General features: G+C 44.6%; 18 protein-coding genes and 1 pseudogene. 6 read left to right on the top strand and 13 right to left on the bottom strand.

Translation table 11 applies throughout. The features are described 5' to 3' along the window. Window positions 1-9 precede the first annotated feature (9 nt). Window positions 10-297 (bottom strand): YciI family protein, encoded by a 288-nt coding sequence (locus tag ACX1DY_RS25585; protein WP_458967017.1) that lies wholly within the window; start codon window positions 295-297, stop codon window positions 10-12. A 96-nt stretch (window positions 298-393) separates the two neighbouring features. Continuing rightward, a complete protein-coding gene (locus ACX1DY_RS25590; RefSeq protein WP_458967018.1) occupies window positions 394-1,275 on the bottom strand; it encodes a LysR family transcriptional regulator in 882 nt (293 codons plus the stop codon). Window positions 1,276-1,398: 123 nt separating this feature from the next. On the opposite strand from ACX1DY_RS25590, the gene ACX1DY_RS25595 reads away from it, so the two are divergent. Together ACX1DY_RS25595 and ACX1DY_RS25600 are read left to right on the top strand one after the other, a co-directional pair. Further along, on the top strand, window positions 1,399-2,358 hold the full coding sequence (locus ACX1DY_RS25595; RefSeq protein WP_458967019.1) for an NmrA family NAD(P)-binding protein: 960 nt from the start codon (window positions 1,399-1,401) through the stop codon (window positions 2,356-2,358). A 15-nt stretch (window positions 2,359-2,373) separates the two neighbouring features. Further along, entirely contained in the window at window positions 2,374-2,880 is a 507-nt protein-coding gene (locus ACX1DY_RS25600; protein ID WP_458967020.1) for a phenolic acid decarboxylase, read from the top strand. A gap of 328 nt (window positions 2,881-3,208) precedes the next feature. Here the strand turns inward: ACX1DY_RS25600 and ACX1DY_RS25605 are convergent, their stop codons facing one another. The 11 genes and pseudogenes from ACX1DY_RS25605 to ACX1DY_RS25655 form a co-directional block, all read right to left on the bottom strand. Further along, window positions 3,209-7,213: an S-layer homology domain-containing protein gene (locus ACX1DY_RS25605; protein ID WP_458967021.1), complete on the bottom strand. Its 4,005-nt coding sequence runs from the start codon at window positions 7,211-7,213 to the stop codon at window positions 3,209-3,211. A gap of 545 nt (window positions 7,214-7,758) precedes the next feature. After that, complete coding sequence (locus ACX1DY_RS25610) at window positions 7,759-8,622, bottom strand: alpha/beta hydrolase family protein (protein WP_458967022.1); 864 nt, start codon at window positions 8,620-8,622, stop codon at window positions 7,759-7,761. Then, window positions 8,619-9,206 (bottom strand): TetR/AcrR family transcriptional regulator, encoded by a 588-nt coding sequence (locus tag ACX1DY_RS25615; protein ID WP_458967023.1) that lies wholly within the window; start codon window positions 9,204-9,206, stop codon window positions 8,619-8,621. The genes ACX1DY_RS25610 and ACX1DY_RS25615 overlap by 4 nt, the downstream gene beginning before the upstream one ends. Before the next feature lie 763 nt (window positions 9,207-9,969). After that, window positions 9,970-11,154 (bottom strand): annotated as a pseudogene (locus ACX1DY_RS25620) (IS4 family transposase); the annotation flags it as partial. A 125-nt stretch (window positions 11,155-11,279) separates the two neighbouring features. Further along, window positions 11,280-11,990, bottom strand: coding sequence for a hypothetical protein (locus ACX1DY_RS25625; RefSeq protein WP_458967024.1), 711 nt, complete (start codon window positions 11,988-11,990; stop codon window positions 11,280-11,282). Between the two features lie 739 nt (window positions 11,991-12,729). Then, the gene (locus tag ACX1DY_RS25630; RefSeq protein ID WP_458967025.1) at window positions 12,730-13,599 is read right to left on the bottom strand and encodes an alpha/beta hydrolase; all 870 of its coding nucleotides are present in this window, start codon (window positions 13,597-13,599) and stop codon (window positions 12,730-12,732) included. Next, window positions 13,577-15,280, bottom strand: coding sequence for an alpha-amylase family protein (locus tag ACX1DY_RS25635; RefSeq protein WP_458967026.1), 1,704 nt, complete (start codon window positions 15,278-15,280; stop codon window positions 13,577-13,579). The genes ACX1DY_RS25630 and ACX1DY_RS25635 overlap by 23 nt, the downstream gene beginning before the upstream one ends. Before the next feature lie 21 nt (window positions 15,281-15,301). Next, complete coding sequence (locus ACX1DY_RS25640) at window positions 15,302-16,240, bottom strand: hypothetical protein (protein ID WP_458967027.1); 939 nt, start codon at window positions 16,238-16,240, stop codon at window positions 15,302-15,304. A gap of 29 nt (window positions 16,241-16,269) precedes the next feature. Continuing rightward, window positions 16,270-17,739, bottom strand: a complete 1,470-nt coding sequence (locus ACX1DY_RS25645) for a CE1 family esterase (protein WP_458967028.1) — start codon at window positions 17,737-17,739, stop codon at window positions 16,270-16,272. A gap of 22 nt (window positions 17,740-17,761) precedes the next feature. Next, window positions 17,762-18,958 (bottom strand): MFS transporter, encoded by a 1,197-nt coding sequence (locus tag ACX1DY_RS25650; protein WP_458967029.1) that lies wholly within the window; start codon window positions 18,956-18,958, stop codon window positions 17,762-17,764. Between the two features lie 61 nt (window positions 18,959-19,019). Continuing rightward, a complete protein-coding gene (locus ACX1DY_RS25655; protein WP_458967030.1) occupies window positions 19,020-20,534 on the bottom strand; it encodes an ABC transporter substrate-binding protein in 1,515 nt (504 codons plus the stop codon). 241 nt (window positions 20,535-20,775) lie between these two features. Between ACX1DY_RS25655 and ACX1DY_RS25660 the strand changes: the two genes are divergently transcribed. The 4 genes from ACX1DY_RS25660 (at window position 20,776) to ACX1DY_RS25675 (ending at window position 26,098) form a co-directional block, all read left to right on the top strand. Beyond that, window positions 20,776-21,720: an ABC transporter permease gene (locus tag ACX1DY_RS25660; protein ID WP_458967031.1), complete on the top strand. Its 945-nt coding sequence runs from the start codon at window positions 20,776-20,778 to the stop codon at window positions 21,718-21,720. Window positions 21,721-21,737: 17 nt separating this feature from the next. Further along, a complete protein-coding gene (locus tag ACX1DY_RS25665; RefSeq protein ID WP_458967032.1) occupies window positions 21,738-22,619 on the top strand; it encodes a carbohydrate ABC transporter permease in 882 nt (293 codons plus the stop codon). 264 nt (window positions 22,620-22,883) lie between these two features. Beyond that, window positions 22,884-24,509: a sensor histidine kinase gene (locus ACX1DY_RS25670; protein WP_458967033.1), complete on the top strand. Its 1,626-nt coding sequence runs from the start codon at window positions 22,884-22,886 to the stop codon at window positions 24,507-24,509. A 26-nt stretch (window positions 24,510-24,535) separates the two neighbouring features. Then, a complete protein-coding gene (locus ACX1DY_RS25675; protein ID WP_458967034.1) occupies window positions 24,536-26,098 on the top strand; it encodes a response regulator transcription factor in 1,563 nt (520 codons plus the stop codon). Window positions 26,099-26,252 lie beyond the last annotated feature (154 nt).

A 26,252-nucleotide genomic window follows, 5' to 3' on the forward strand; every position in this document is an offset into this window, starting at 1 on the left:
GCCCTTTTTCTAATCAATGAAGCATTTGAAATCGGGAGAATACTTTGTTGGATAGAATTCAATTATTTCATAGTTAGCAATCTTATTTACGTGAAATGGGTCTTCTGATATAATCTGATTCATTTCAGTTTCATCTGTTGCATTAAATAAGATAATTCCTCCGTCACGAGGATTTTTTCTCCCTGAACAGATGAATTTTCCTAATTCATAATACTTTTCCAAGAATGCAATATGCTCTTCTAAATATTCTTCCACCTCTGCCAAAGGTTTTACATAAGTCAAATTTGCAATATACATTTCGTGTCCTCCTTGCAGTAGGATGCATTCACTTGACTAGTATAAAAAACCTGAAGTCAAAGCAAAGATTTCTCATTGCCCGGTTCAGGTTTCGGTTTAAGTGAGTAACTCTTTTATAGTTGAAATCCAGCGTTTTACTTCTAAGCGCTCTTCGCTTCTAAGGCAAGCAAGACCGTAAACCACTTCCTCAGTATAGCTTAAAGGAACAATGGCGATCTCGCTATCCTCTCCAATCACAAAGTCCGGCAGAACCGAAACGCCAAGATCACTTTTTATCATGGTATGGACTGTATTTATGGTATCACCATAGGTATAAATGGAATCGGGACAATTCTCAATAATTTTCCTGTTCATCCTTTTTAGGGTTGGGGGGGATTGGTGTTCGTCAAATAAAATGATCGATTGATGATTTAATTGTTCAATGTCCAGCTCACTTTCATTCGCGAAAGGATGATTTTTGGGCAGTACACAAACATAGGACCCTTGAAGTACCCGATAAAAACAAAAATCAATGTCCTTTCCCAAATTATCTTCCGAAGTAAATATGATATCAAACTTTTGGTTTAATAAATCTTCTTTCTCTCTAGTCAAATTAGACTTTTTCAACTGAATTTGAATCTGCGGGTATTTTCCCTTAAATCGCCTAATCATGTCCGGCAAAACCTTCTTCTCAAAAACAGTCTCCGTGTATCCGATAACCAAAGTGCTTTCATATTTTTCCGAGAGCCGTTTTGCTTTCTTAATGGATTGGTCTAATCTAAATAGCAGTCCTTCCATATCTTCGTAAAAGCTTTTGCCGGCTAAAGTCAAATTAACAGTCCTTTTGTTGCGAACAAATAAAATGATTCCCAGCTCATTTTCTAAACTTTTTATGTTGTGGCTTACAGCAGGTTGTGTCAAATTTAATTTCTCAGCCGTTGTTGAAAAATTCAGTGTCTCGGCAAGAGAAACAAAGCACTTTAATTGCTGAATATTCATTTGAAACACCCTTTTTAATAATAAATCCTTTTTATAAATCATAACATAGGGTAATTTCACTCTATTGTCAACCTATGCTATTCTCTCCTTGTGAAAGTGATCACTAGGAAAGAAGGAATAAACATGCGTTATATTATAACAGGCGTAGATGGTCAACTAGCAAGCCGTGTGGCGGAAACGGTTCTCGCAGAAGTAGATGGTCGCAATTTAACCTTCACATGCATGAAGAAAGACAGAATTCCCAAAGATACGGTTCAACGTTGGGAGAATGCGGGAGTCACAATCTTTGAAATCAATTATGATGACATTCCATCCATGGAACGGGCTTTCAAAGATGGTGATCGTATCTATATTGTCTCTGGCCTTGAAGTAGGCAGAAGAGTACAACAACACAAAAATGCGATTGATACAGCAATCAAAGCAGGAATCTCTCACATCACGTATAGTTCATTTATCGGTGCGACAGATCCTAATTACGCTCACGTTTTTGTAACTCCAGACCATACAGCAACTGAAAACTACTTAAAGTCAACAGGCATTACCTACAATGCAATGAGAAATAACTTATATTTAGAAAACTATCTGACTATGTATACGATGTTGGCACTAATGTCCGACAATAAATGGTTGAGCACTGCCGGCGAAGAACGGGCTACTTTAGTTCACAAAGATGATTGCGCAAGGGCCGCAGCCGCAGCCCTACTCGGAAAAGGCAAGGATAACCAGGCTTATAATATCGTAGGATCAGAGTCTGTTTCCGTAAGGGATCTGTGCAACCTAATTAAAGAAGTTTCCGGTAGAGACCTGGAGTATACTCCCGTGAATGCGGAGCAATATTACGAACACCTGGAAAAACTGCACATTCCCAGAGAAATTACCGGAGATTTCTCCAACTCGCCTGTTCCATTCTGCGGCGATGATCTCGTGACAACCGATGCCAGCATTAAAGAAGGGCTTTTAAACGTTCAATCCGATGCTATTGAAGCTTTGACTGGACAAAAGCCAAAAACAGCAAGAGATATTATCGGAAAATATAAATATATTTGGGAGAACAATATCCAAAACTGGCGGGATATGAAATAATAAGGAGAACTCTATATGCAACCAAAAGAAGGTTTAAAAGACTTTGTAGGAAGCCATATGATTTATACTTATGAAATTGGTTGGGAATACGAAATCTACATCAAGAATGACCATACCATTGATTATCGTATCCATAGCGGCATGGTTGCGGGCCGCTGGGTGCGTGACCAGGAAGTTGATATTGTAAAACTAACAGAAGGCGTTTATAAAGTATCATGGACCGAGCCAACAGGAACGGACGTTTCCTTGAACTTTATGCCAAATGAAAAACGAATGCACGGTGTTATCTTTTTCCCAAAGTGGGTTCATGAACATCCGGAAATTACGGTTTGTTATCAAAATGATCATCTTGAATTAATGAAAGAATCGCGCGAAAAATATGAAACTTATCCAAAATATGTTGTTCCTGAATTTGCTGATATCACATTTTTGGAAAACGCCGGTATTGACAATCAAGAATTAATTTCCAAAGCGCCTTATAAAGGGATGACAGACGACATCCGTGCAGGAAAATTGAAATAAGTAAATCTAAAAACGAATTACCGAAATGATTCGGTCAAACTGAAGAAGAATAAAAATCGGCCTCTTCGCATGCAATGCGAACAAGGCCGATTTTTCATATGGTAACCCTACTCCCCTGACCCGCTCCACCACTACAATCTCAGCTCTCTGTACGGAGCAGATACTCAATACGTCGCTTTTGGAGCAAACTGACCTTGATTCTTTAGAGCACAAGGCAGAGCGGTTAAGTTTTAATGTTTTGCGCCTTTAAAATGAACGGTGTATGCACCTTAACAAAAACCGCGCCAGCAATAGCTGTCGCGGTTTCCAACTTTCTTATGCGAATCTTTTACTTATTATACAGTCTGTAGAGGAATACCGCAGCTTCTGCTTTGGTTGTGTTTCCAGTCGGATTGACTTTGTTGCCGCTGCCCTCGATCAACCCTTCCTTAACCATGGCAGCTACGCTGTTCACGGCATAGGAAGCAACTTCGGACTTGTCGGAGAATCTCTCCAGATCCGCAGCCGCACCCTGGGTATTCAACTTCTTCTCAAGCTTCAAGGCTCTTTCGGTCAATACCATCATGTCCTGTCTTGTGATCTTATGAGCGCTGCCGAATCTGTCGTTGTCTATGCCATTAGCAATACCAAGAGCTTTGGCAATTGCAATTTCATTATAGTAGTAAGCATTCTTCTGTACATCGCTGAAATTTCCATCTACTTTTGCAGTCAAGCCAAGCGCCCTGACAAGGGAGTAAAGGAAATCTGCCCTTGTGATATCGGTTGACGGATTGAATACATCACCCTCTGTCTTGAGAATATCCTTTGATGCAAGTACTTCGACTGCGTTCTTGGCCCATGCTGCCTTTCCGAGATCTGTGAATGTCTTGGATACGTAAGCTACTGCGTAGTCGCTGAAATGAGTTGTTGTGAAGGTTACCATACCGGTCTTGGGAGCATAACGTCCGCTCGGTACTGTTAGAACATTGCCGCTTCCGTCAATGTACCAGACAACAATCATTTCGGGACTCTTCAATTCATCCGCAGACGGCTTGTAAGGCACGGATACGGTTACAGGTGCAATGGGATTGCTCCAGGCCGTTTCTTTTCCGTCCACCTTAAGGCTAAGCTGTATGATCGGTCTATCGCCGAGATCCGCCTTCACTTCCGCCGGAAGCTTGGACTTGTCGCCTTTTCCAATCTCCAGCGCTACTTCCTTGCTGCTGCTTTCAGTTGTGCCTGCCAACATATTACCGGATATTACTACCTTGCCCAATTCCGTAGAAATTGTAAGTTTGTCATCCTTTGTTCCGCTTGACAGTGCTTCAGCAGGCAAGCCTACGGAGTATGAATTCACTCCTTGCGCCACAGGTATGTCTAGGGTAACATTTTTATCCATAAATTCTTTTACTTTTGCCAGATCCAGTGTCGGAACAAATGCGGTTCCATTCTTCACAATTGTCTGCATGGTTACTGTCTGGCCCTGAACAACTGGTGCTGCAGATGCAGGGGTTGAAGATGCTGCAGGTACAGGCGTTGAAGGTGCCGCAGGTGTAGGTGTTGCAGATGGTGTTCCGGAGCTTGGAGTAGGCGAAGCCTCTGTCCTGCCATTATTTACTTTTATGGTGTACGTTTTTACCGTACCGTCCGTAGCTGTCACCTCTACCTTTATATCTGCTTTTGTACCAGGTGTCAGCGTTATGGCTCCGGAAGCTGTACCGCTGGCAACTACCGTGCCGTTCACTTTAATAGATGACCTGCTGTCTGCCGCTGTTGTTGTCACTGTAATGCTGCTGGCATCCTGCAGGGATACATCGTACTCTGTGGTGGCTGCGTTGAAAGCCGGCTGGAGTGTTCCCGCACTCAGTGTCAAGCCGCTGAGGTCCGCACTCACACTACCGGGTGTATAGACTCCAAGATCGCCAAGGTCAACGGCAGCATTCTGGATTTTCTCGTATTCACCTGCAAAGAAACCATCCAGATACGAATGTCCAAGAATGAATCTGTCCGGATTCATGGCGCCATAGTAGCCGGCATTAGCATTGCTCTGACCGTCAAACAGGACATAGCTTCCCTGCCATCCTGAACCTGATACGCCCCAGCTGATGATGTGATCTATATACGGGGCGAACTTGGTAAACGTTTTGTACAGCAGCGCGTACTCATAACCAAGGGCGTCCGACTGTCTGACATTGAGCACTGCGGGAGCGGTCGCGCCGCCTCCGGGGGCATCGGTCGGCACCTTAAGGTCAAGCTCTGAATAGGTAATACCAGATAGCAGGCCCCGGTCAACGAGAGAGGCATAGAGAGCCATCGCATATTGGTTATCGCTTGCAAGGGTCTTGCCAACCGCGTCGTGTCCCTGGATACCGATGTCTTCGATAAGGGGTCTTCCATCATATAGCGGATCGGAGCGCCATGCGGTATTTAATTCGAGAACCATGTTGTATACTGTTCTCGCTTTGCTGCGGGTCGCAAGTCCGTAATCGTTGTAGGTCAGCTTCGGAGGATTGTCAACGATGTAAGCGTCAATGCTGCCGTCGTTGTCGTGTCCGTCGAGCTTCATGTACTCCGGAAGGTTAGCGTAATTGGCCTTGTAAGCTGCTGCCATCTTAGCGTTGGGGGCCGCGATGTGCGCGTTTTTGAAGAGCAGGTAAATGTAATGCTCGGTGATATCGCCGCCAATTTGATCATCCGACATTGCAGCAAGCCAGTTGGTGTGTTTAAGGCTCGTTCTCCAGCTGTCCGCATTTGTGGGGATGACTTCGCTGTGGCGGCTTTCGTGAACCTCTTCGTTGAGTACATCCCATGAATTGAAGGGAATTACTCCACGGGATACGCTTGAGCCGTACTTCGTATCTGTGGTCAGGAAGTGCCGCATCACATACATGGTGTGGTTAAACTGCACTCTTCTCGCCATTTCTTTGTCTACCTTAACCGTAGTTGTAACGCCATTGCCAAGTCCGTAGAAATTAGTAGAGCCATTATACCCGGAAGATAGGTTCGCGGGAATAATCTGTGTCATCCATCCAGGGGCCTGGTTGTACCATGCCAAAACATGGCCGTGAGACTTGTACTGTCCGGGAGTTCCGGAATCCCTGATCGCCTGATAAGAGTTGGTCGGGAAACTGTATTCAGCTAAGCCAGGGGTAGTGGTTGCGCCGTTCAGGGCCGCTCCGGTAACGTCTTTCAGCCACTCGGGGCCACGGGGATGCGTTCCATCGGCCTTTAGATTGTTGCCGTCGACAAAGATTTCATAGTGATTGGCTCTGGTTCCGGTTACTGCTCCGGTTCCGATCGAGCCGACCATGAACAGGCCATTCTCCTTATTGTAAACACTCTTTAGAGGCGCTACGGCACTCTGGTTTTCCTTGTTGACTACGTCGGGAAGCGCAATGCCGTTAGGATCAGGTGCGGTAATTTGGATGTTGGCGACAAGCAGCATACCGGTTTCTGCAGGACGAGCATTCTCGCCATGGAGCTCAAGAATAAAGTTCGAGGAAACGCCCGCTGAGGCGGTAATGCTGTGGTGAGCCTTCAACCAGGATTCACCGTTGTAGCTGCCAACCCAGTCGGGATTAAGGTTGTTGTACTGATAATCCCTGAGGTAGGCATCGAGGTTAGTGTTAGTATTTCTGATTCTCCACCTCATATATTTGCCCTGCGCGCTCTTGGGGTAGAAGACATCGAATTCAATAGTTGAACCCTCTGTGACATTTACGGCCGGGGACAACGGGGATTCAATACTTATACCGCCGAACGTGCCTTTTCCGCTATGGGCGTAATTAATCTGGAGCACTTCAGCTTTGTCTTGGGAATCTGCAAAAGGATACGGAATCATTTTGAATGTGCCACCGGCAAAGTCGGCGGGAACACGGTTGTCAAGCGGAGTTCTTGCAGTCCAGTTATTAGTGGGCGCAGTAACTTTTACAGGAACTTTACCAGGACCCGGATCAAGACGGAAATAGGGATCAGAACCGTCTGATTTGATATTTTTAGTGAAATTCACTATTGCTTCTTTAAGAATGGCTATAGCTTCGGCCGTGGGAGTGTTCGCATTGCGCGCGAACTCAAGAGCATTATTAAGAGCTTGGAGTTCGTCGACGTGTACCCAGGGAAGAGCTCGGTTCACATCGGAACCATAGACGGATCCATAGACAGACTGACTGACTTGGAGCGGGAATTCCTGATTGCCTGTTTTTAAAGCTTCGGCTTGAGCAATGAGGTCGTTCAGTTCAACTGGCAGTTCATCTCCGGCCGCAGCAGCCGGTACGGGAGCATACGTGAATACGGAGAACAACATGATGATGACGAGGAGGCGGGAGATGTTGATTACACATTTTCTACTGTTCATCTTAGTTTGACTCCTTTTCTTAAGGAAGCCTCTAAAGTCTCGTTTTAGAGTCACCCCAATTAATATGTTGTTTCGGTTGAAGATCTGAAAACGCATTCATAAAAGCGAACGGGTAGAAGGCCTCGATTATCTACAGCCCTAACATTTGAATACAGTCCAGCTTCTGCTGATCACGCTGATCCGTCAAAAGGTCTTGCGCAATAACATAAAGATGCCCTCTCCCCTTCCGATGATAATTGTATGCGCTTTCCCCAGCAGCACTTAAACGCCAATTACTCCCTGTATCAGCTTTCATATTAACAACAGGAAGGGAAAGTCTAAATATGGGTAATGCACGAATCATTTTAATATATTACGAAAATAGATAAACTTCTCATCTGATCCTATGTAAAAAGGGAGTCGCGTTGACGCCACAAAATGTTCATTATAGTACAAAATAAGCCAAAAAAAAAGAGGGGCTATGCCCTCCTTTCCGCTACACACTCCACGTCAAAACCAAGGCCCAGCACGACCAAAACCTTGACTTTCACTCAATCCAATTCATCTCATTTCCAGAATCTGTTCAGCAGAGAAAAATACTCATCTTGACAGTTTACCATCGTTACATGACCACCAGACTTAAAATGATATTCTTGCGCACCTGGGCATAATTTTAACATTTGTGCCCGTTGCATAGGGTTGGCGATTTTATCAGTAGGGCTGTCCACGATCAAAACCTCTTGTGGCTTATTTACATACGGCTCAGAGGTAAATGTATAATTGAAAAGAAAATCCTCCATACAACTTGCCATCATAAGAAAATCCTGCTTACTATATCTTTTCATATCTTCTTTACAGAGCCCTATCAACCGATCTGTATCTTTCTGACCTGATTGTAAAGAAAACTTTGGAAAAACCATCCTTCCTAGGGCAGTAGTCAGTATAGATACCGGAAGCACCTTGAGCATCCTGCGCATAAGTTTGTAGGCTTTTACCTCTGATGCATTGGTAGTATAAGCATCGTTTTTATCCATAGAGGTAAGGCTATGGGAAAATATAATTTTATCCGCTACATTCGGGTAACGGCTTATCAGGTTTTGCAGATGCACACCACCGTTGGAATGCCCGATTACGTTACAGATTCTAACATCCTCAGAATCTAACAATGTCTTTAACCCTTCTGCGGTTTCACAAAAAGATTGTATAGGCGGCACGGATAATGCAATCGTTGTATATGTATCACTGAATTCCTCCGCCAAAGGTAAGCCTAGCAGATGACCAGTGGTGTTTGACAGTATAGCCAAAATAAATCTGTTTCCATTACCACTAACAGTATAACGCCAATGTGTATTATTCCAGTTCATGAGCTTTTCCGTCACCGTAATGTTGCCAAACGCATGTGTCGCCACTACCGTAGTATTTATGCTCATTGTACTTCCTCGCTTTCTGAATACAGGCATCGCATTAATATTTCAGTTTTCTTGAACTCATAATCAATAATATCCTCTGTTATTTGTCCTGTCAGCGCAAGAACATTCAATCCGTGCAACATGACATATATATGATTGCACAACTGTTCCGTGGTCTGAGGATTTTCAAATACTTTTGAAAGAATAAGGGTCATTTTGCCTATCGTTTCAGTATAAGCAGCTTGCATTTTGCTTTTTCTAATTTCTGCCGGAAAACTAAAGTAGTATTGATAGGAAATCGAGTTAAGTGTATTTTCAACATTTAATAAATCTGTCTTTTCCGCTTTAAAATACTTTCTAAAAACATTAATTAAACTTTCTATATCATTGACTTCCTCAAAAATACTCCATACATTATCGGTTTCATTAGCTGCTAAATCCAAAAATATTTCTTCTACGGAACGATAATGATAATAAAGGCCGCCAACAGAAAGATTGATGCGCTGTCCAATATCAGACATTGTAACGGCAGAGTATCCCTTTTCTATGATAAGCTCTTTCGACACTTTCTGGATTTCCAATTTTCGCTTACTTCCTTTTTTCATAGTGCATCATCTCCCTATAAAACCGACAGTATCCTCGGTTTTATACTAGCAAATATTTCAGCCCCTATCAAGAAAATTATTAAATTGACTTCTCAAATCTAATCACTGAGCCATATAATTAGCTAGTTGCTTAAGCACAACAAAGACGCTTCAGGAGTAATTCCCGAGCGCCTTCTTGCTTTCTTTTATGTCGAATTATATTTATTTACTGGTGATTATTTAGGTTTTTCACATCAATTTCACATCAATACACAATCAGGCTCGCTGTCCCACTAACTTCCCAGCTTCTGTATCAGCACAAAGCCCCTTGATACACAAAGCTTCCCTCCACTGTACTACTTCAGCTCCAGTAATGCGACTGATTCGATATGCACCGTATGCGGGAACATATTATCCTTGGATACGATCTGTAGTAATCCGCTGAAACCTTGATTTGACGGATTTTTTTCAATACACTTCCGTTCTAGGAAGCTGATTTCCACACGTTTCTGTTGATGTTTTACATCAATTTTACATCAATCAGGTTTAACTAGCACCAGCCCCAGGTAGTGCAAGGTAAGAGGATATGACATTACAAGGCATCGGCACCCCCACCCTGTTGAAAAGCACTTACAGGGGGATTTTGTTTTTGTGAGGAACCGATGAAGTGCGGATTTTGTGACAGATATTAAGAGAAAAATGTTCAACGAGGGCAAAAGACTCAAAACTTCTTTGCCTTCCATGAGCTTCAGCTGAAAGTTGCTGCTGGCAGAGTACACAATTCGAGTCTGTCTCTGTATTCGCTTCTTAGTCCGCCGAGCGTCCGCTGATCGGTGCTTTGCCGATGCTGCCAGGCCAGCAGAATATAGCGGGAAAAGACAATCGTGGTATGGCTAATCAGCAAATCGTAGGAGCGGCCTTGAAACTCTTTTTGTAGACGCAGCAAGGACTTGGTGCATTTAAAAAAGACTTCAATGTCCCAGCGGAGACCATACGTTTGAATGATTTCCGGTGCCGTCAGCGTAAGATCCGTCGACAGAATGGCGAGCCACTCGTTTTTCTTAGAGCGATGGCGGACAAAAACGACTACGACTGGAATACCGGGAACCAGCTCTGTATAAATCTGGCGCAAAATATTCCGATGCCCCCCCTGGACGCGCGAGGCGGCTTGGTAAAGACCTTTGAGATCAACCTGTTTGCCATGAATGAGATACCGCTTGTTGTCGTTTTTCACCATGCCAATGACGTGAAGGCCCCGGTCTACAATCCGCCCGATCAGGGGGGCATGTGTAAACCAGCTATCCATGAGTACGTAAGCCGCAGAAACCCCGGAAGCGATAGCCCGCTCGAGCAGCTCAGAAACCAGATGCGGGGCAGAAAGTAAGGCTTCCTTCCGGCGTTTGTACCCGCAGGAGCGCTTGTCTATTCCCGGATTCATGCCGGTGAGTCCGGCCTTCACAGAACTCAGCAAGGCGAAGTCCAAAGGGAGAAACGCATGGCCGTCCGACCAGCCCAAGGTCAGCATACGAAACCCTTTATAGTAAGCCCCCGTCGCATGATCCTTGAAACGAGCGAGCAGTTCTACAGCTTTGCTGCGATTTCGTTCAAACATGGAATCGTCCACAATGAACACGGAGGTTCTCGTGACGGAAGTCAGGGCTTCGACCCGCTGCACCGTGTCACTGCTGAGCGAAGTTAAGAAGCGCCGCCAAGCGAAGCCGCTATGATTGAGAAACCGATAGACCGTATCTTTACCAGGAAAAGCTTCACCTTTGGCACTTTCCAGCAGGCGAAACCAGTTTTTCTGATGGAAGAGTAGCACGAAAACGAGTAGGAACAGATGGGAGCAGGTATAGCCAAAAGCCTTTTTGAATCCTGCGTTTCTCAGGTGCTTCAGTACACCGAGTTCCTGAAAGGCAGGTCTCATTTCAGGTGGGAGTTGATCTAGGGACGACTTTTGCTTTATCATAGAAGGGACACCTCTTCTGTGGTTTAGTGGATCTTCGACAATCTCACTTTACCAAATGAAGTGGTGTTTTTCTATGTTCGCAAGACCCTTACATTATCCTGCTCCAACTCAAGCCTGACTTGAGCTCAAGTCAGTTTTGGCTCTGCGAAAGTTGAGATATTAATTCCGGTAATATTTATGTAAGAGCGGGAACTTAAATCAAAGGCATAAGTCCGCTCCTTTGCTTCTACTGTCAAAGTATTCGGATCAGCTCCACCAGGGGCCCATAAATAAAGTCTGCCAGTTATGCTGTCATAATACCATTCTCCCGCACTGTCAAGATCTTCAAGATTACCAGTAATATAATAGCTGTTACCGCCTGTCGCTGCAGCAGCCATTTGATCAAAGGTAATGGAGCCGCCACTTGAGCCGGTAATGGTACTTTTATAAGATTTGTAGCCTGTTCCCGGAACACTCCAAACCGTTTTGCCAACCCAGTATCCAGGTGCCTGAGTTAAGTCCCCATCCTTGATGGTTGTAGCGGAACCGGAATCAACTGTTGCATATGTTGAATTTAAGGGATCAAATGTTGGTGAATTGGGCCATCTGGCTTCAAATTGCATTTGCTTATTAACAAATATCTGATCTTTTGTTCCAAGGGAACCCGTCATTTTCGCGTAATAGATGGACCGGGAGTGATTTTTCCAGCCAGTAACCGGATCGGCACCGGATACCGTTACGTTCTCTCCTGTATAAGCCTTAAAGTTTATGGGATTTGCAGAAGTTCCGGAAGTATGAAGTGTTACTGTTTCCCGGTATGTACCGCCTCGTATGATGCAGGTATCTCCGGCTGTCATGGTATCTGCTGCCTTTTGTATGGTTTTCCATGGATTTGATCGTGTACCGGTTCCAGTGATGTCATTCCCCGTTGTAGAAACATAATATACGGAATTTGCCTTTACCGTTTCCACACCCAGATTAAAAGCAAATACATTAATATAGGGAATTTATGTATATAAGCCTTAATTATTCAATCGACTTCTACCGGCTTAAAGTTTATGATTCATTCGGCGAAGCTTCTCCGATACTGAACCAATCCAGTTATTACATTGACCACCACCCCATTTCCGGCCCATTTACATAAGAATCTTTCTATTGGCAACCTGCTTTATTGGATTCCATGTCCCTCAGTATTAGAAAAGGGCTTTAAAAAGCTAACAAGCCTCCCTGGACGAACCAGAAAAGCGATAATCAATCGTTATCCAGTTTGCACACAGGGCCTACATGGTAGGTGGCCGTTGGACCAGAAGGTAGATTTGGTGAAATTAGTGGAGAATAAGCTAATCAGTTTCTCCAGATCTTTAAATTTATCCCAAGGGGTTCACCTTCCCTGCATCCGTATTTATTTAAAATAATTGCACCACAGCAAGTCGATTGCACGTCACAGAAGGGAATACTTATTGCTTGAGGAATTCTTACAGATAAGCATACAAAGAAAAGAACGCCAAACTAAGGACGCTCTCTTGAATACTCACATTTTCAGTTAAATACATCGGATGTGTCCAACCACTTTAAATCCAAAAAAATCGATACTTTTTATTTGAACATATAAGGAAGGAAATGATACAGGAATTGATATACCGACTCATACGAATGAACTTCATCTTCTGCGAGCAGATAATGGAGATTCCCCTTGGAGAAGTCATCCTCGTAGACAAAGGTCTGCGGGTACCTCTTCATTTCCTCCACCTGTGCTGTCAGCGGTTCAGAGGCAGGGTCTTTTGTGCCGGTTGCCACATGAATTACAAATTCGTCTGTCCCATACCCGGACTTGATAACACTGTCATGCAACACTTTTACGGTCTCAACCGGTTTGCTTAAGGCTCCCTTTACTTCAATGGCCCAGCAATCTCCGCTGAGCGGAACGAATTCCGCGAAATAATCAAGGTGATTGATAAGCGCGAACCATGTGGTACAGCCCCCCATCGAGAACCCGCTGAACCCTCTGTGCCTTCTTGAAGCCTGCAACCCTTCTTTGGTCAGATCTTCAGCATACGTATGATATACGCCTTCAACGGCAGGCAGCAGCTCTTCTACTAACTCTCTCTGGAACAACATAACGTTTTCTCTTTCGAGCTCCGCATCCGGTTTGCCTATTCTTGAAATCTTTTCTTTGTAGTATGAAGGAAACACCACAATTAACGGCTCTACTTCTCCGGCATCGATCGCGTAATCCAGCATATTCTTCACTTTACAGCCATCCAGCCAGGCATCCGGATTCCCTCCGCCGCCATGCATGACATACAGAATATTATATTTCTTGCCAGTGTCTGCAGCGTCATAGCCATACGGCAAATAGACGTTGGCATATTTATCCCGGGACTCCCTCTCCCGGTTGGTGGTCATGTAGGTTATCTTTTCCAGCGTGCCCCGCAGATTCACATCATGATATTCGTATTTTCTCATCTTCATTTCCCCCTTTTCGGATGCCTTCCAGCTCGTAGGTCATTGCCTTTAGATCTGCACGGAGTGTGGCCACGCAGCCATCCTTCTCCCATGTGAATCTCATCCGGTGTCCATCTGCTTCAATGTTAATCTCTGAATCCAACGCAAACGCAGGGAATGACGATCTGAACCGGAGCATTTCTAATTGCTTTTGAACTACATCCATGGTAAGGGCATGTTCGATCTGTTCTTTGGACAGATTGGTCCGATTGATTTCTTTATGACCGCCGGCGCCTGCTCTTTCTACCGCCTCATAGTCATTTTTGCCAGCAAACAGATCCAGATACCAGATTTGCGGTTTGCCAGGCATAAATAACTGTATGGCACGTGCCATAAGCAGCTTCTGGTCATCTTCACCCAGCGCGCTGTAGTAGGTCGAGTTCACCTGATAATATACTTGTTGCTGCCCGTGCAGGTCTTTGACCATCCCGCCTCTTGAGACCACGGTATCAATAAGCTGCTGAATACGTTCCTCTGGTATAAGCCCCTTTAGATCCAGAAGCGGAATACCATCATGACAGCCCAGCATATTAACCGTCTGAATGCCCTTTGCTATAACCTCATCTGCCCATGTTTTTAGCGTAGTCCCATCCGCATTTTCCAGTGCATCAATCATCAGTCCCGGCAGAAAGAAGTCATAGGTCATATAACCTTTGGCCGCGATGGCTTCATAATTCTTCGCACTGTAGCTGGCATGGATTTCCGGCAGTAATGACAGGTGATATGGGTCTGCCAATTGCTTGACCTTCTCCAATACCTCCCATGTCCCCGGCTCATTCAAGAAATTCTTCTCACCGGGTTCCTTAGGAGTGTATGCAAAGGCATCTAACCTTACGATTGAAGCGCCGTATTCGGATAACTGCTTCAACACTCCATCGTAGAAATCCCAGACTATTGGAGATTTAATATTAAGATCCATCTGCCCCAGATATTTTTTAGTAGCTTCCATATAATCAACCACTGCTGCTTTGTACGCATTATATTTTCCAAATTCGATGTCCCTGGGCTTGATGCCATTGGCAATGGCTGTATTAACGATTGAGGCAATCTCCTCTGCTGAATAATACTGGATACCGGCAAGCTTCATCAGATCCTGGGCATCTACCACGGGATATTTGATTTCCTGGTAAAAAGTATTCCAGTAGGGCACATCCCTGCCATCCGGGAACCGTACCATTAGAATGGGCAGTCCCGGTTTGCGGAAGAACATATTCTGAATCAGCTCTTCCTCCGGCTGAATGTAGCCATCTGGTGTCATCTGTCCGTGACCTTCCCAGAACTTGTTCCAGTCGATGAAGAAGTCCTTGTATATGGATTCCTCGCCGTTGGCAATCATATCCTGGAACTGCTCTGAGAGAACGGAAGCATGGTTAAGGATGAAGTCCAGCTTCAAGTCCATCCCCAGCTTCTCTAATTCTTCAAGATCTGCTCTGGCAGCAAGCTGCTTATTCAGCTCATAATTAATGACGGAGAAGCCTCTGTCTAAATCTGTATTGAAGACACTAGGCAGAATGTAGAATGATCCGAAGGTGTTCTGGAACTCAGGCCTCTGTAACACCTCGATAATATCGGCTAAGGTTCCCCCCATGCTATCAGGGTAAGCATTGAGCATCGGGGCATGATTCGCACTGATTCCGTGCATGGTGACTCCTCCTCACTGTCCTTACGTTAATGCCTGGTATTGTTCAAATGTAAGAAATTCACCGGATTTAGACAGGATTACCTTGGCCTTATGCGCCTGTGAATCCAGCATCTGCTGTTCAATCTCCAGGACTCTGCTTGTAAATGGGCTATCTGTGTTTCCATCCCTGTTCCTGATGGTTCTATAGATGAGTGTCTCTTCAGGTGTGCTGTTAAGATATACTGGAATATCCACGCCTTCATAGTAGTCACTGTTGCCATGCGTCCATTCAATGACCAGGATATTAATTTCACTGAAATCAACCTTCTCATACCAGAGGTCGCATTCCGTTCTGCCCATTCTTTTCAGCCAGATCCAGTCTGAACCCTTCTTGAATGCAGTTGCCAGGTCAGTCATTTCACCGAAATCGATCTCATGGTTTGTTCCCAGATAGTCTCTCAGACCTTCAATTGCCCCATCCAGGTATGTCTTAAACCACGGGTATTTATCAATATAGTCTGTGTCGGCATCCTTCTCTTGCTCCTGTAATTCATGAAGAACCTTGAATACCTCATCATTCATCATATCCGCTTGGACTAATGCCCGGACTCCACACTGTCTGAACATTCTAAGTCTCTCGGCGTCATTGTACTTAGGAATCCGTCTGGGATAGTTGTCTCCTGAGAGGGTGTAGCTTCCAATCCCAAGCTGGTTAAAATAATAGGATATCAGCGCGGCGATCCCTGATTTGCCCACCCCGGAGCCTCCGCAGACGGCAATCACGATTTTGTGATTTTTGCTGTTCTCCATAGCTTTCGGCAGCTGTTGTAACAGTTCCGCAAATACAAGCTTGGATTTAGCAATGTGATCCTGACTGATTTCAACCTTATCGCCCGGTATATCACCGCAGGGAATATCCCTTCCTATTTCCGGGGCTACCCATTCTTGTGTATTTTTTAATAGTTCTTCAAGTTTACTCATAATATACTCCTCCATCGATTTTGAGCGCTTTATTTTAATACATCCTTGATGAGTCTTGCCATGTTAGAGGATAATACGGAGTAGTGATCTGTTGCATACATCACATCATTACAAGTTGAAACATGCATGTTGCATAATTCTTTACAAAACCATTCAACAGAGATATACAACATCCCATCCCTTTCGATTGGCTCACATAACATAGAATAAACTCTGTTATTAATGGTGCATCCAATGCATCCTCTTGCGAGCTGTATAACGGTTCCGTTCTTTAAGATGATTTCTCCCCAGCCCTCCTGTTCAAGATAAGCAGCACCGGAGCACTTGGCAATAAATGAAGCAGGAATCATACAATATGCTCCTCTAACCTCTGCGTTGCCCTCCAGTCCGTGGTATTTCAGCTTGCTCCACATCACTGATTTTCCAGGCATTTTAATTTTGCTGCCATTTACCCAGGCATACTCACAATCCGGGGCAACCGCCAGTGACACTTGATCCCCCGTCCGTTCCATGGCAGGGTCTGTATACTCAATCGTTCCATCCGTTCTTCTCTTTGAGCCGGAGAATAGATAATCCCAGACAAGCTCCGCATCATCGAAGGTCTGGCCGTGGTCTCTGTTCTTGACATCTCTGAACACATAATCTGCTTTGCTTCCAGTATAAAAGGCTAAATTATTCTCACCCGCAATCTTAATCCGGGGCAGTTCATTACACTCATTGATTCTCAGCCAATATTCCCTGTTCTTGACTACAACCTCTTCAATGGAATATTCGCTTCCCATAGGCGCTATATCGAATTCCATTCTGGACTGCCATATCGTAACAGGCCCTCCCTCATTAACGGGATGGTTGTTCTCATCAAATAACAGTCCGACTGTAGCCGGTCCTGCCGAGCCGGCCATGGCTGCAAATTGATTGCCGAAATATCGTGCCATCATCGAAGTCATCTGGTCTCCCATAGACATGCCTTGCATATAGATCCGCTCTTCGTCAATGTTGTATTTCTCTTTCATCATCTCCAGCAGCTTGAATACCTTCTGGACATCTTTGTTCTCGCTCATATCCTCGGGACAATCATGCATATACAAGCCTGCATCATTAGGCGCGGAGAGCAGTTCAAATATGCGCGGCTCACATTCAATCTGCCAGAATCTCCGCAGATGAGCGTCGGGATATACAACAATGAATCCCTCTCTGTCTGCTATATGGGACCAGGATGTATACACGCACTGTCCCCATCCGGTCATCAGGCCGCCATGCATTGAGAATACTAAGGGTGTCTTCCTAGAGGGATCATAACTGTCAGGCACGTACTCATACCATACATCCTCTACTTCATCTATAATTTTTCCTTTCATTTCTTTCAAGTTTTCAGGATACACCTGTGAGTTATTTCCGTTTTCGTTAATAACGATATTACTTTCTTTCAAATTTTCCGGAAGGTAATGTCTGTTGTCATCGTCCGGAACTCCCGGGACTAGTCTAATTTTATGGTTCATATAAAAACTCCTTTACACCCTACTAATTCATACTTTCAATGCCTTCGCTTACGTGGGCTCTATAATTTTTACTTTTTCTCGTAATGAAGATAAAAAATACAAGAGCACATAATACCAGACCGCCGCAGACATCAAATAAGGTTGTATACCCGTTAACTCCAGCAATCGATTGCACGATGAACCCGCCGATCATCGGCCCAACACCCTGGCTTACGTCTCCGCCCAGATAATAAGTACTGGTGGCAACACCGCTCTTCTCTTTCCCTACGATCTCGATGCAGCCTGTCTGCAGCGCCGGCTGTCCCGACCCTTGTCCAAGCGCTCTTATCGCTCCTGTAGTCAGGATGATCATTAATGAGCTGCTTCTGCCAAGAATGAACATTGCGGCCGCTGTAAGGATCAGCCCCGGAATGACTACGACTCTGATTCCCTTCTTATCCATCAGCTTTCCCGCGAGAGGTCTGGTGACAAATAGTACAATCGCGTATACGGTGAAGTAGATGCTTATTCCAGTAACATCAATTTCATCCGCATATAGAATCAAATATGAAGCTACAATGCCATTCACAAACGAAAAGGAACTTGATACCAGAGTGAAAGGAAGCGCCTTTAACGCAATAATATCGTTTAAGCTAATTCTCTTCTTTTCAGCAGCTTTTTTTTTCTCATCTTTGAAGAAGCATAAGAGCGTATACGCGATTCCTGCCAATGCAGCCGAGATCAGGAAAGCACTCTCCATTCCGTAGGCATCCGCGATTGCCAATCCCAGTCCCGGTGCGACTGCCGATCCGATCACCATACCCATTCCCAGGTATCCGATGCCTTCCCCCATCTTATCGTTAGGAATATATTTGGAGGCCAGGGCAATCTGCGATGTTCCTGAGAAAGCGAACCCGACGCCAATAATGATTCGGAATAGTATTAATAACGATATATTGGTAGTAACCGTAAATCCCAGAAGTCCGATTCCGATAATTATATTGCTCCATTTGAGAATGCTGACATTGCTAAGTCTGTCTGCCATTACCCCGCTGAAGGGTCTGCAGCATAGGGAGGTCAATGCGAACAGGCCGACGATGAATCCTGCCATGGCCACCGTTGTTCCAATACCGACAAGATATTTGGACAGGATGGTCGCCGTTAAATAGAACGCGAAGAAATTCAATGTGTTAATAACAAGCACTGATATATAGTGTCTATTCCATATGGTTCCATTCATAATAAGTTCCTTCTAGTTTTAAAATGGGAAGGGCATTGCCCTTCCCAAAGTAAATGTATTTTTATTTACTTGCCAGCCAGGCATCCAGTTGCTTCTGCTTTTCCGCAATAATCTCATCAATTCCGGCGCTCTTCAGCGCCTTCTGGAAGTCAGGAAGTGTAGAATCGATGTCTACTTCACCGTACATAAGCGGTGTATAGTACTGTGCGATCACGTTGGAGCTGGCTGTGATCTGATCCGCAACCTTGGTGGAATCGAAGGAGAAGCCTAAGGCCAGGGACTTGTTAGCGTTCTTATTTTTCTCCATCATTCTGGTGTAGATATCTACCGGTTCATAATACCAGGTCTTGTTGAGCATCTGATTCGGCCAATACGCCAGTGAAGCCGCCTGCCAGCCAAGCTCTGACATGTCCTTCTTGCCTGCAGGGTAGACCATCTGTCCGTCATCATTGAATTCGTAATCCAGCCCTTCAATCCCGTTACCTACAAGCTGGGCGGATTCCGGATTGGTATATAACACACTAAGCACCCGCATAGCCGCGTCCGGATTCTTGCTGAAGGCGCTGATGTGCCACAGGAAGGTTGTAGCATCGCTGGTGGTTGAGAGCGCTTCGGTTACTTTCGCTCCCTCCAGCTTCACGTTATTCTGGGCTTCTGTGGCAAGCATACTCGCATTCGTATCCCAGGCATAGCCTGTTGTACCATTCGTGATTCCCATCAGGATGTTATTCAGGGTCGGGTTGCTGTTGCTTAACGGATCGGGGCTGAATACGCCGTTCTTCTTCCACTCTTTCACATAGCCCAAGAATGTCTTGAAATAATCCGACTCATAGTAATTCTCCACCGTTGTGCTCTTTGTAGGATCAAGCAGCACGCCAAGGAAGTTGGTGTCGCCCAGGTAATCGATGTTCTTAGGATTCCAATAGATCTGTGTGGAGCCAGGGATGTACGCCTTGTCCGGATTCGACGCCTTCAGCTTAAGGATCGCCTCTGACATCGAATCCAGGTTATTCACCTTCGACCAGTCAATGCCTGCCTTATGGGCATCTTCTTTGCGGACATAATAGAAATTCTCATTGGAATAGGCCGTCAGACTGGGGATACCATACTGCTTGCCGTTAATCTTGCCTGTCTCCAAAAAGCCTTCAAGCCCGCCCGAGAATAAGCCGGTAATCTCTTTCCCTTGACTCTCCATCAGCTCCGTAAGGTCCATGACCTGCCCGTTCGTCACCAGGTTGGCAAGCGAGGTGTAGAGGAAGGAGTCGAACAGGTCGATCGATTCCTTGCCGCCGCCTGTCAGGATCAGGTTGAGCTGGGTGGCCCAGTTCCCAAATTCGATACCTACCAGGTCAACCTCTGCATTTGCTTTTTCCCGCATAATATTGTTAAGTTCCTGTTCGATTGCTTGTTCATCCGTCGGCTGGTAAGCATAAGGATAGGCGATCTTGACTACCGGATAATTGGCGTCACCCTTGGCCGCGTTGTCCTTCTCCCCCGTGTCTGTGCTTGAACTGCACCCGGCGAACAGAACGGCCGCCATACTTACTGCAGCTATGCCTGATATTGTCTTCTTCATAGCTAACCCCTCTCTCTTTCTGATGACTTACACTGACACAATAGCAAATCGCCAATCTTCATTTCTATCATTTTTCTATGTTGAACTATCGTTTTTATAACCTTGTGTACCGGCTGCAGACGAACCTCAATCTATAACGGAAATTTGATAGTTTAAACTAGAAATTTGATAGAGTCCCTGTGCCTTCTTTTGATACATTAGCGATACATCATTTTTGAAGCATATGATCAGGGAGGTCTATATGAGACAAGCAGAAACGAAGCACAAGAGAGGGATGTCCGCCCAGAGGATGAAACGTTATATCCCTTTATACCTTATGATGCTGCCGGGGATTATTTATTTGATCATCAACAACTACTTGCCGATGGCAGGTCTTGCTCTGGCCTTTAAGAAGGTCAATTACGCACTAGGTTTCATTGACAGCCCTTGGGTTGGACTACGAAACTTTAATTTCTTGTTCAGTTCCAATGATGCTTTTATCTTCTTCAGAAATACCATTCTTTATAACTTAGCCTTCATCGTTCTAGGCAATATCCTTGGTGTATTCATAGCCATTGGATTGGATGCGCTCCGCAACAAGTTCTTTAAGCGGACCAGCCAGGTCATCATTCTTATTCCGTTCCTGCTCTCAACCGTAATTATCAGTTATATCGTGTTTGCCTTCTTAAGCGGTCAGAACGGGTTCATGAATATGTCGATCCTGCCGCTCTTCGGAATAGATCCGATTAGCTGGTACAATGAGCCTGTATACTGGCCAATCATTCTTACGATTGTATATTTGTGGATGACTATGGGCTACAGCTCTATCATTTATTATTCCACCTTAATCGGGGTCGATAAGTCCTATTATGAAGCCGCTTCAATTGACGGCTCCGGGATCTGGTCGCAGATTTTCCGCATTACTTTACCGTCACTCCGGCCGACCATTATTATCCTTGTTCTGCTGGCTGTCGGACGAATCTGCTACTCCGATTTCGGCCTGTTCTACCAGGTTCCTATGAACAGCGGATTACTGTATTCGACAACTCAGACCGTTGACACCTTCGTTTACCGTGCATTACTGAACCTTAATGATATCGGCAGAGCAACGGCGGGCGGCTTCCTTCAGTCCATTCTGGGCTTCGCCTTTGTATTTACTGCCAATGCCGCAGTCTCTAAATATGACAAAGACAGCAGCTTATTCTAACAACAGGGGGCTAGGCAATGATTTATAAAAATAAACTATATGATTTAGTCATGGGTTTCATCATGCTGTTACTGGTATTGGCGTGTATTCTGCCCTTCATTCTACTATTAGTGAGTTCACTCTCATCCGAAGTTGCGCTCACAAAATACGGTTACAGCTTTATACCGAAGGATTTCTCATTAACCGCATATAAATACATTTGGAATATCAAAGAAGATATTCTAAGAGCCTACGGAATGAGCTTCCTGGTCACTATTGTCGGTACCACCCTAAGCCTTATTATGACGATCTTGTTTGCTTATCCTTTATCACGTAAGGATCTTCCGGGACGCAGCTTCTTTTCCTTCTTCACCTTTTTCACCATGTTATTTAATGGCGGCTTCGTGCCCACTTACCTGATCTACTCCAAAATCTTTCACATTTCAGATACGATCTGGGCGCTGATCGTTCCTTACCTGCTGATGAATGCCTTCTTCGTCATTATGGTCCGCGCCTACATCAACTCAAACATTCCTTACGAGGTGATTGAAGCGGCCACCATCGACGGCTCCAATGAGGGAAATACGCTGCTGAAGGTAATCCTTCCGATGTCCATGCCTATTCTCGGTACGATTGGACTGATGACGGCGATCGGCTACTGGAACAACTGGACCAACGGTGTATACTTCATCCATACCAACCGCGATCTGTACGGGATTCAGAACTACTTGAATTCAGTGCTCAGCAACTTGGCGTTCCTGCAGTCCCAGACCAATCCGAATGTCAAAATCTCAGAATTACCCAATATAAGTATTCGTATGGCTCTTGCAGTTATAGCCATTCTGCCGATCCTTATCGCCTATCCATTCTTCCAGAAATCCTTCGTGCAAGGAATTGCTGTCGGGTCTGTTAAAGGGTAACCGGCGGGAGACGATCCAGCACCAAATACCGGTTCATGGCCATTCAGCCTCAAACCGGTATTTTTGTTATTAATTAACACCTATATTCGCCTTGCTTTTACCGTAAGCTGTGGTAGACTTCACCTAAAAGAACTATACATGGAATGGACTGCTCATATGATTAGACAAACAAGACCATCTTCATATTCAATCCGGGGTCTATTCAAGAAATACTTCCTTATATTGTTCCTTTGCACATCGGGTGTGCTGCTTTTATTCTGCGCCATGTTTCTAAGAACAACATCCCAGCAGATCGACTACAACACCACAACGGTTACCGATTATTACAAATATTCATTGGAAAAAGAGATGGACGATGCCATACAATTCGGGCAAAAGCTGTGTTGCACCGATGTCTCCTTTAAAATGCTGACTTTACCCAATCTGTCCGGCAGCGATAAAGTACAATACTTGTACAATGTGAACCAGGCTCTTAAACGGCAGGTCGCCCCGTATGAGTCTATCTTTATCTTCAACCAGGATCAAAGCGTATCTGCTTATGTCTCCGGGTCTTCCTTTTCGCTTCTTGATTTACCGCATACGTACCGTCTGAAGGAGAATCTGAGAGCCTATTGGCTGAGCGACCCTTCCCCGCAATTTAACCAATGGATTCTATTTAAGGACGGGCACTATTCCGTAATCATGGCTGCCCAGGAGATTAATAATGTGTTTATCTGCACAATCATTGACTTAAACAAATTTGAAATATTAAAGTATAATAGATCCAACGACAATTATATGGACTTTGGCTTCTTCAGCCGCAATGAGGTGTTAAGCAACGCTGAGGTCCTCTCGAAGCTGAACATCAGCATCGATGATTTGAACCAGGCCAACGGGAATTCGTTCTTCAGGGATCACTATCTCAAGACCGTCCCGATGGAGGGTACGGATATCAGCATGTTTGCCGTCTTCCACACCAACCATATGTGGTCATTTGCCAAAATCGCTGTCCTTTTATTTATACTCCTTGCCGGTATTTCCTGTATCATGCTTATATTTATCATGCTTCGACTAAACAAATTAGTCATCTATCCGTTGAAGCAGATTAATGCCGCCACGAAGCATCTTGAACAAACAGACTCAGTACAGTTCATCAGCCCTACAGACAGCCATATCACCGAATATCAGAACATAAACCAGGCACTCACCAACCTGATCGATCAGAAAATATCACTGGACAACCACAAAAGAGCGGAAGCCTTCCAGAAGGACCACGCCCGGCTGCAGTACTATCATCTTCAGACGAGTTCGCATTTCTTTATCAATTGTCTAAAGAGCCTGTACAGTATGCTGGCGAATCATGAACACGAAAAAATGCAGCGGATGATCATCGCCTTTTCCAATCATTTGCGTTACATTTTCCATGATAATCTGCAATTAGTGCCCTTGAAATCCGAGCTTGCTGAGGTCAATGACTACTACAACATTATTATGCTGGACAGAATCACCCCAATGATCCTGAACATCCATGTCGATGATGATTCCCTGCTCAAATACGCTGTCCCTTCGCTAACCATTCAGACGTTTTTGGAGAACACCGCCAAGCATAACAGGCAATCGGACAAGCTGCTTATTTTCGAGGTAAATATCACCTTAGCCGAGCTTGAAGGCATTCCGGTGATGCAGCTTCAAATCAGTGATAATGGAACCGGATACAATCAAGACATGCTCGACCAGCTTAATCAGTCAGAGAATGATTTGTTCAGAAAAGAACATGTAGGCGTGTCTAATCTGAAGCAAAGGGTTGCACTCATCTACAAGTCAAACTTCCAGTTTGCATTCTATAACAAACCCGGCGGCGGAGCCTGTGCCTTAATCTATCTGCCGTTAGTAGAACCATCGGCAAAATAATCTTTTTCAAAATGGGGTGTCTATCTATGAATGTCTTAATTGTTGATGATCAGCTGTCGGTGCTGAATGGTATGATGAACGGAATCAACTTCAGTTCCCTCGGAATCCATAATGTATTCACTGCCACCAATGCAGCGGATGCCAAAGAGATCATACAGGAGAACAAGATTCATATCCTGCTGTCCGATATCGAAATGCCCGGAGAGAATGGCCTCTCTCTGAACAAATGGGTGCATGAACACGATCCGGCGATGCTGAGAATTCTGCTTACCTCCCATGCGTCGTTCAAGTATGCCCAACAGAGCATTAAGCTTGGCTGCTTCGATTACATTATTCAACCCGCACCTTATCATGAAATTGAAGACGCTATGGTAAGAGCCATTTCCAAGATCATGTCGGACCGGCAGCAAGCCCACACCTATAAGGCTGAATTGCTGAGCAATGTTGTCGTCAACCTATTCTCATCCAATCCGGCGAATAAACATCAGTCGATTGAAGCGCTTAACCAGATAGGATATCCGATTCATAACCAGTCGATCATCCAGGCCATCATCATAGATATCTATCCTTATTCCAAGACGGCTTCCCATACTATTTCCGATATGCATATTTTCGGCAAGCTGCTTGAGCACGCTAAGCAACATCTTCTTGTACCTGATCTCCATGCTCTGGTTTGTATTAACCGATACAAGCAATTTGTGATTCTGCTATTCTCCAATAGCGATTCCATCTATACGGTTAGCCCGGAAGCTTACAGATCATTTTACGAAGGTATTTGTGCAGAGATGGGCTTTAATATTTCCAGTTATGTAACCGCTCTCGATACACTTGCGAACATCCATGCTATCACCTACACCTGCCATGTTCTGTTACAGAATAATGTGGCCAAGAAACCCGGATTGTATTTTCCTGAAAGCGATGTCATCAATAATCAAACGGCAAGCCTCTCTGCAAGCATCGCGAAATGGACAAGGCTGCTTGACAGCAGCCAATTTGAATCCGTGCATGAGAATATCTTGTCCTTTATCAATTACAACGCAACGATCGGCAAATTTAATCTGAAAAGCTTATGTGATTTCCACCAGTCCTTAACCAAAATTCTATTTGTGTTTTCCCACAAACAGAATATTGACATCATGAGCCTGTTTACAGAAAGGTACAATTACAATGATTATATGAGCAGCTTCAAAGACATTGACTCCCTTAAGGAAGGCATCACATTCATCATTAAGGCTATATCCATGGCCTCCGAGGATGAGGGCTCCAAAGATAATGTCCAGCGCGCAATTGATTTTATACTGAATAATATCTCCAGCGATATTTCCGTCAAAGATGTCGCGGACTATGTACATTTTACTCCTGAATATTTCTCCAAATTATTTAAAAAGGAAATGGGAGAAAACGTCAAGAATTACATCCTTAGAATTAAGGTAGATGCTGCTAAAGATTTGTTGGAGAATCCTAACATCCCGATCAATATAGTGGCGGCAGAGCTTGGTTACAGTAACTTTTCCCACTTCACACAAATGTTCAAAAAGCATGAAAAAGTCACTCCCACCGAATACAGAAAGCAGAAATTATATGCGTAACCGTTGAAGCTTGACAGAAACCCAGGTCTTTAAAGCCCTTGGGTTTCTTTTGTATTTCAAGACATCATGCAAACGGGATCACGGGAGGATTGGCAATATCTGTTTCTTATAATGCGGCTTCTGGGTAATACATAGAGTTGCATCCGTCTACATA

The organism is Paenibacillus sp. BAC0078 (assembly GCF_054483875.1).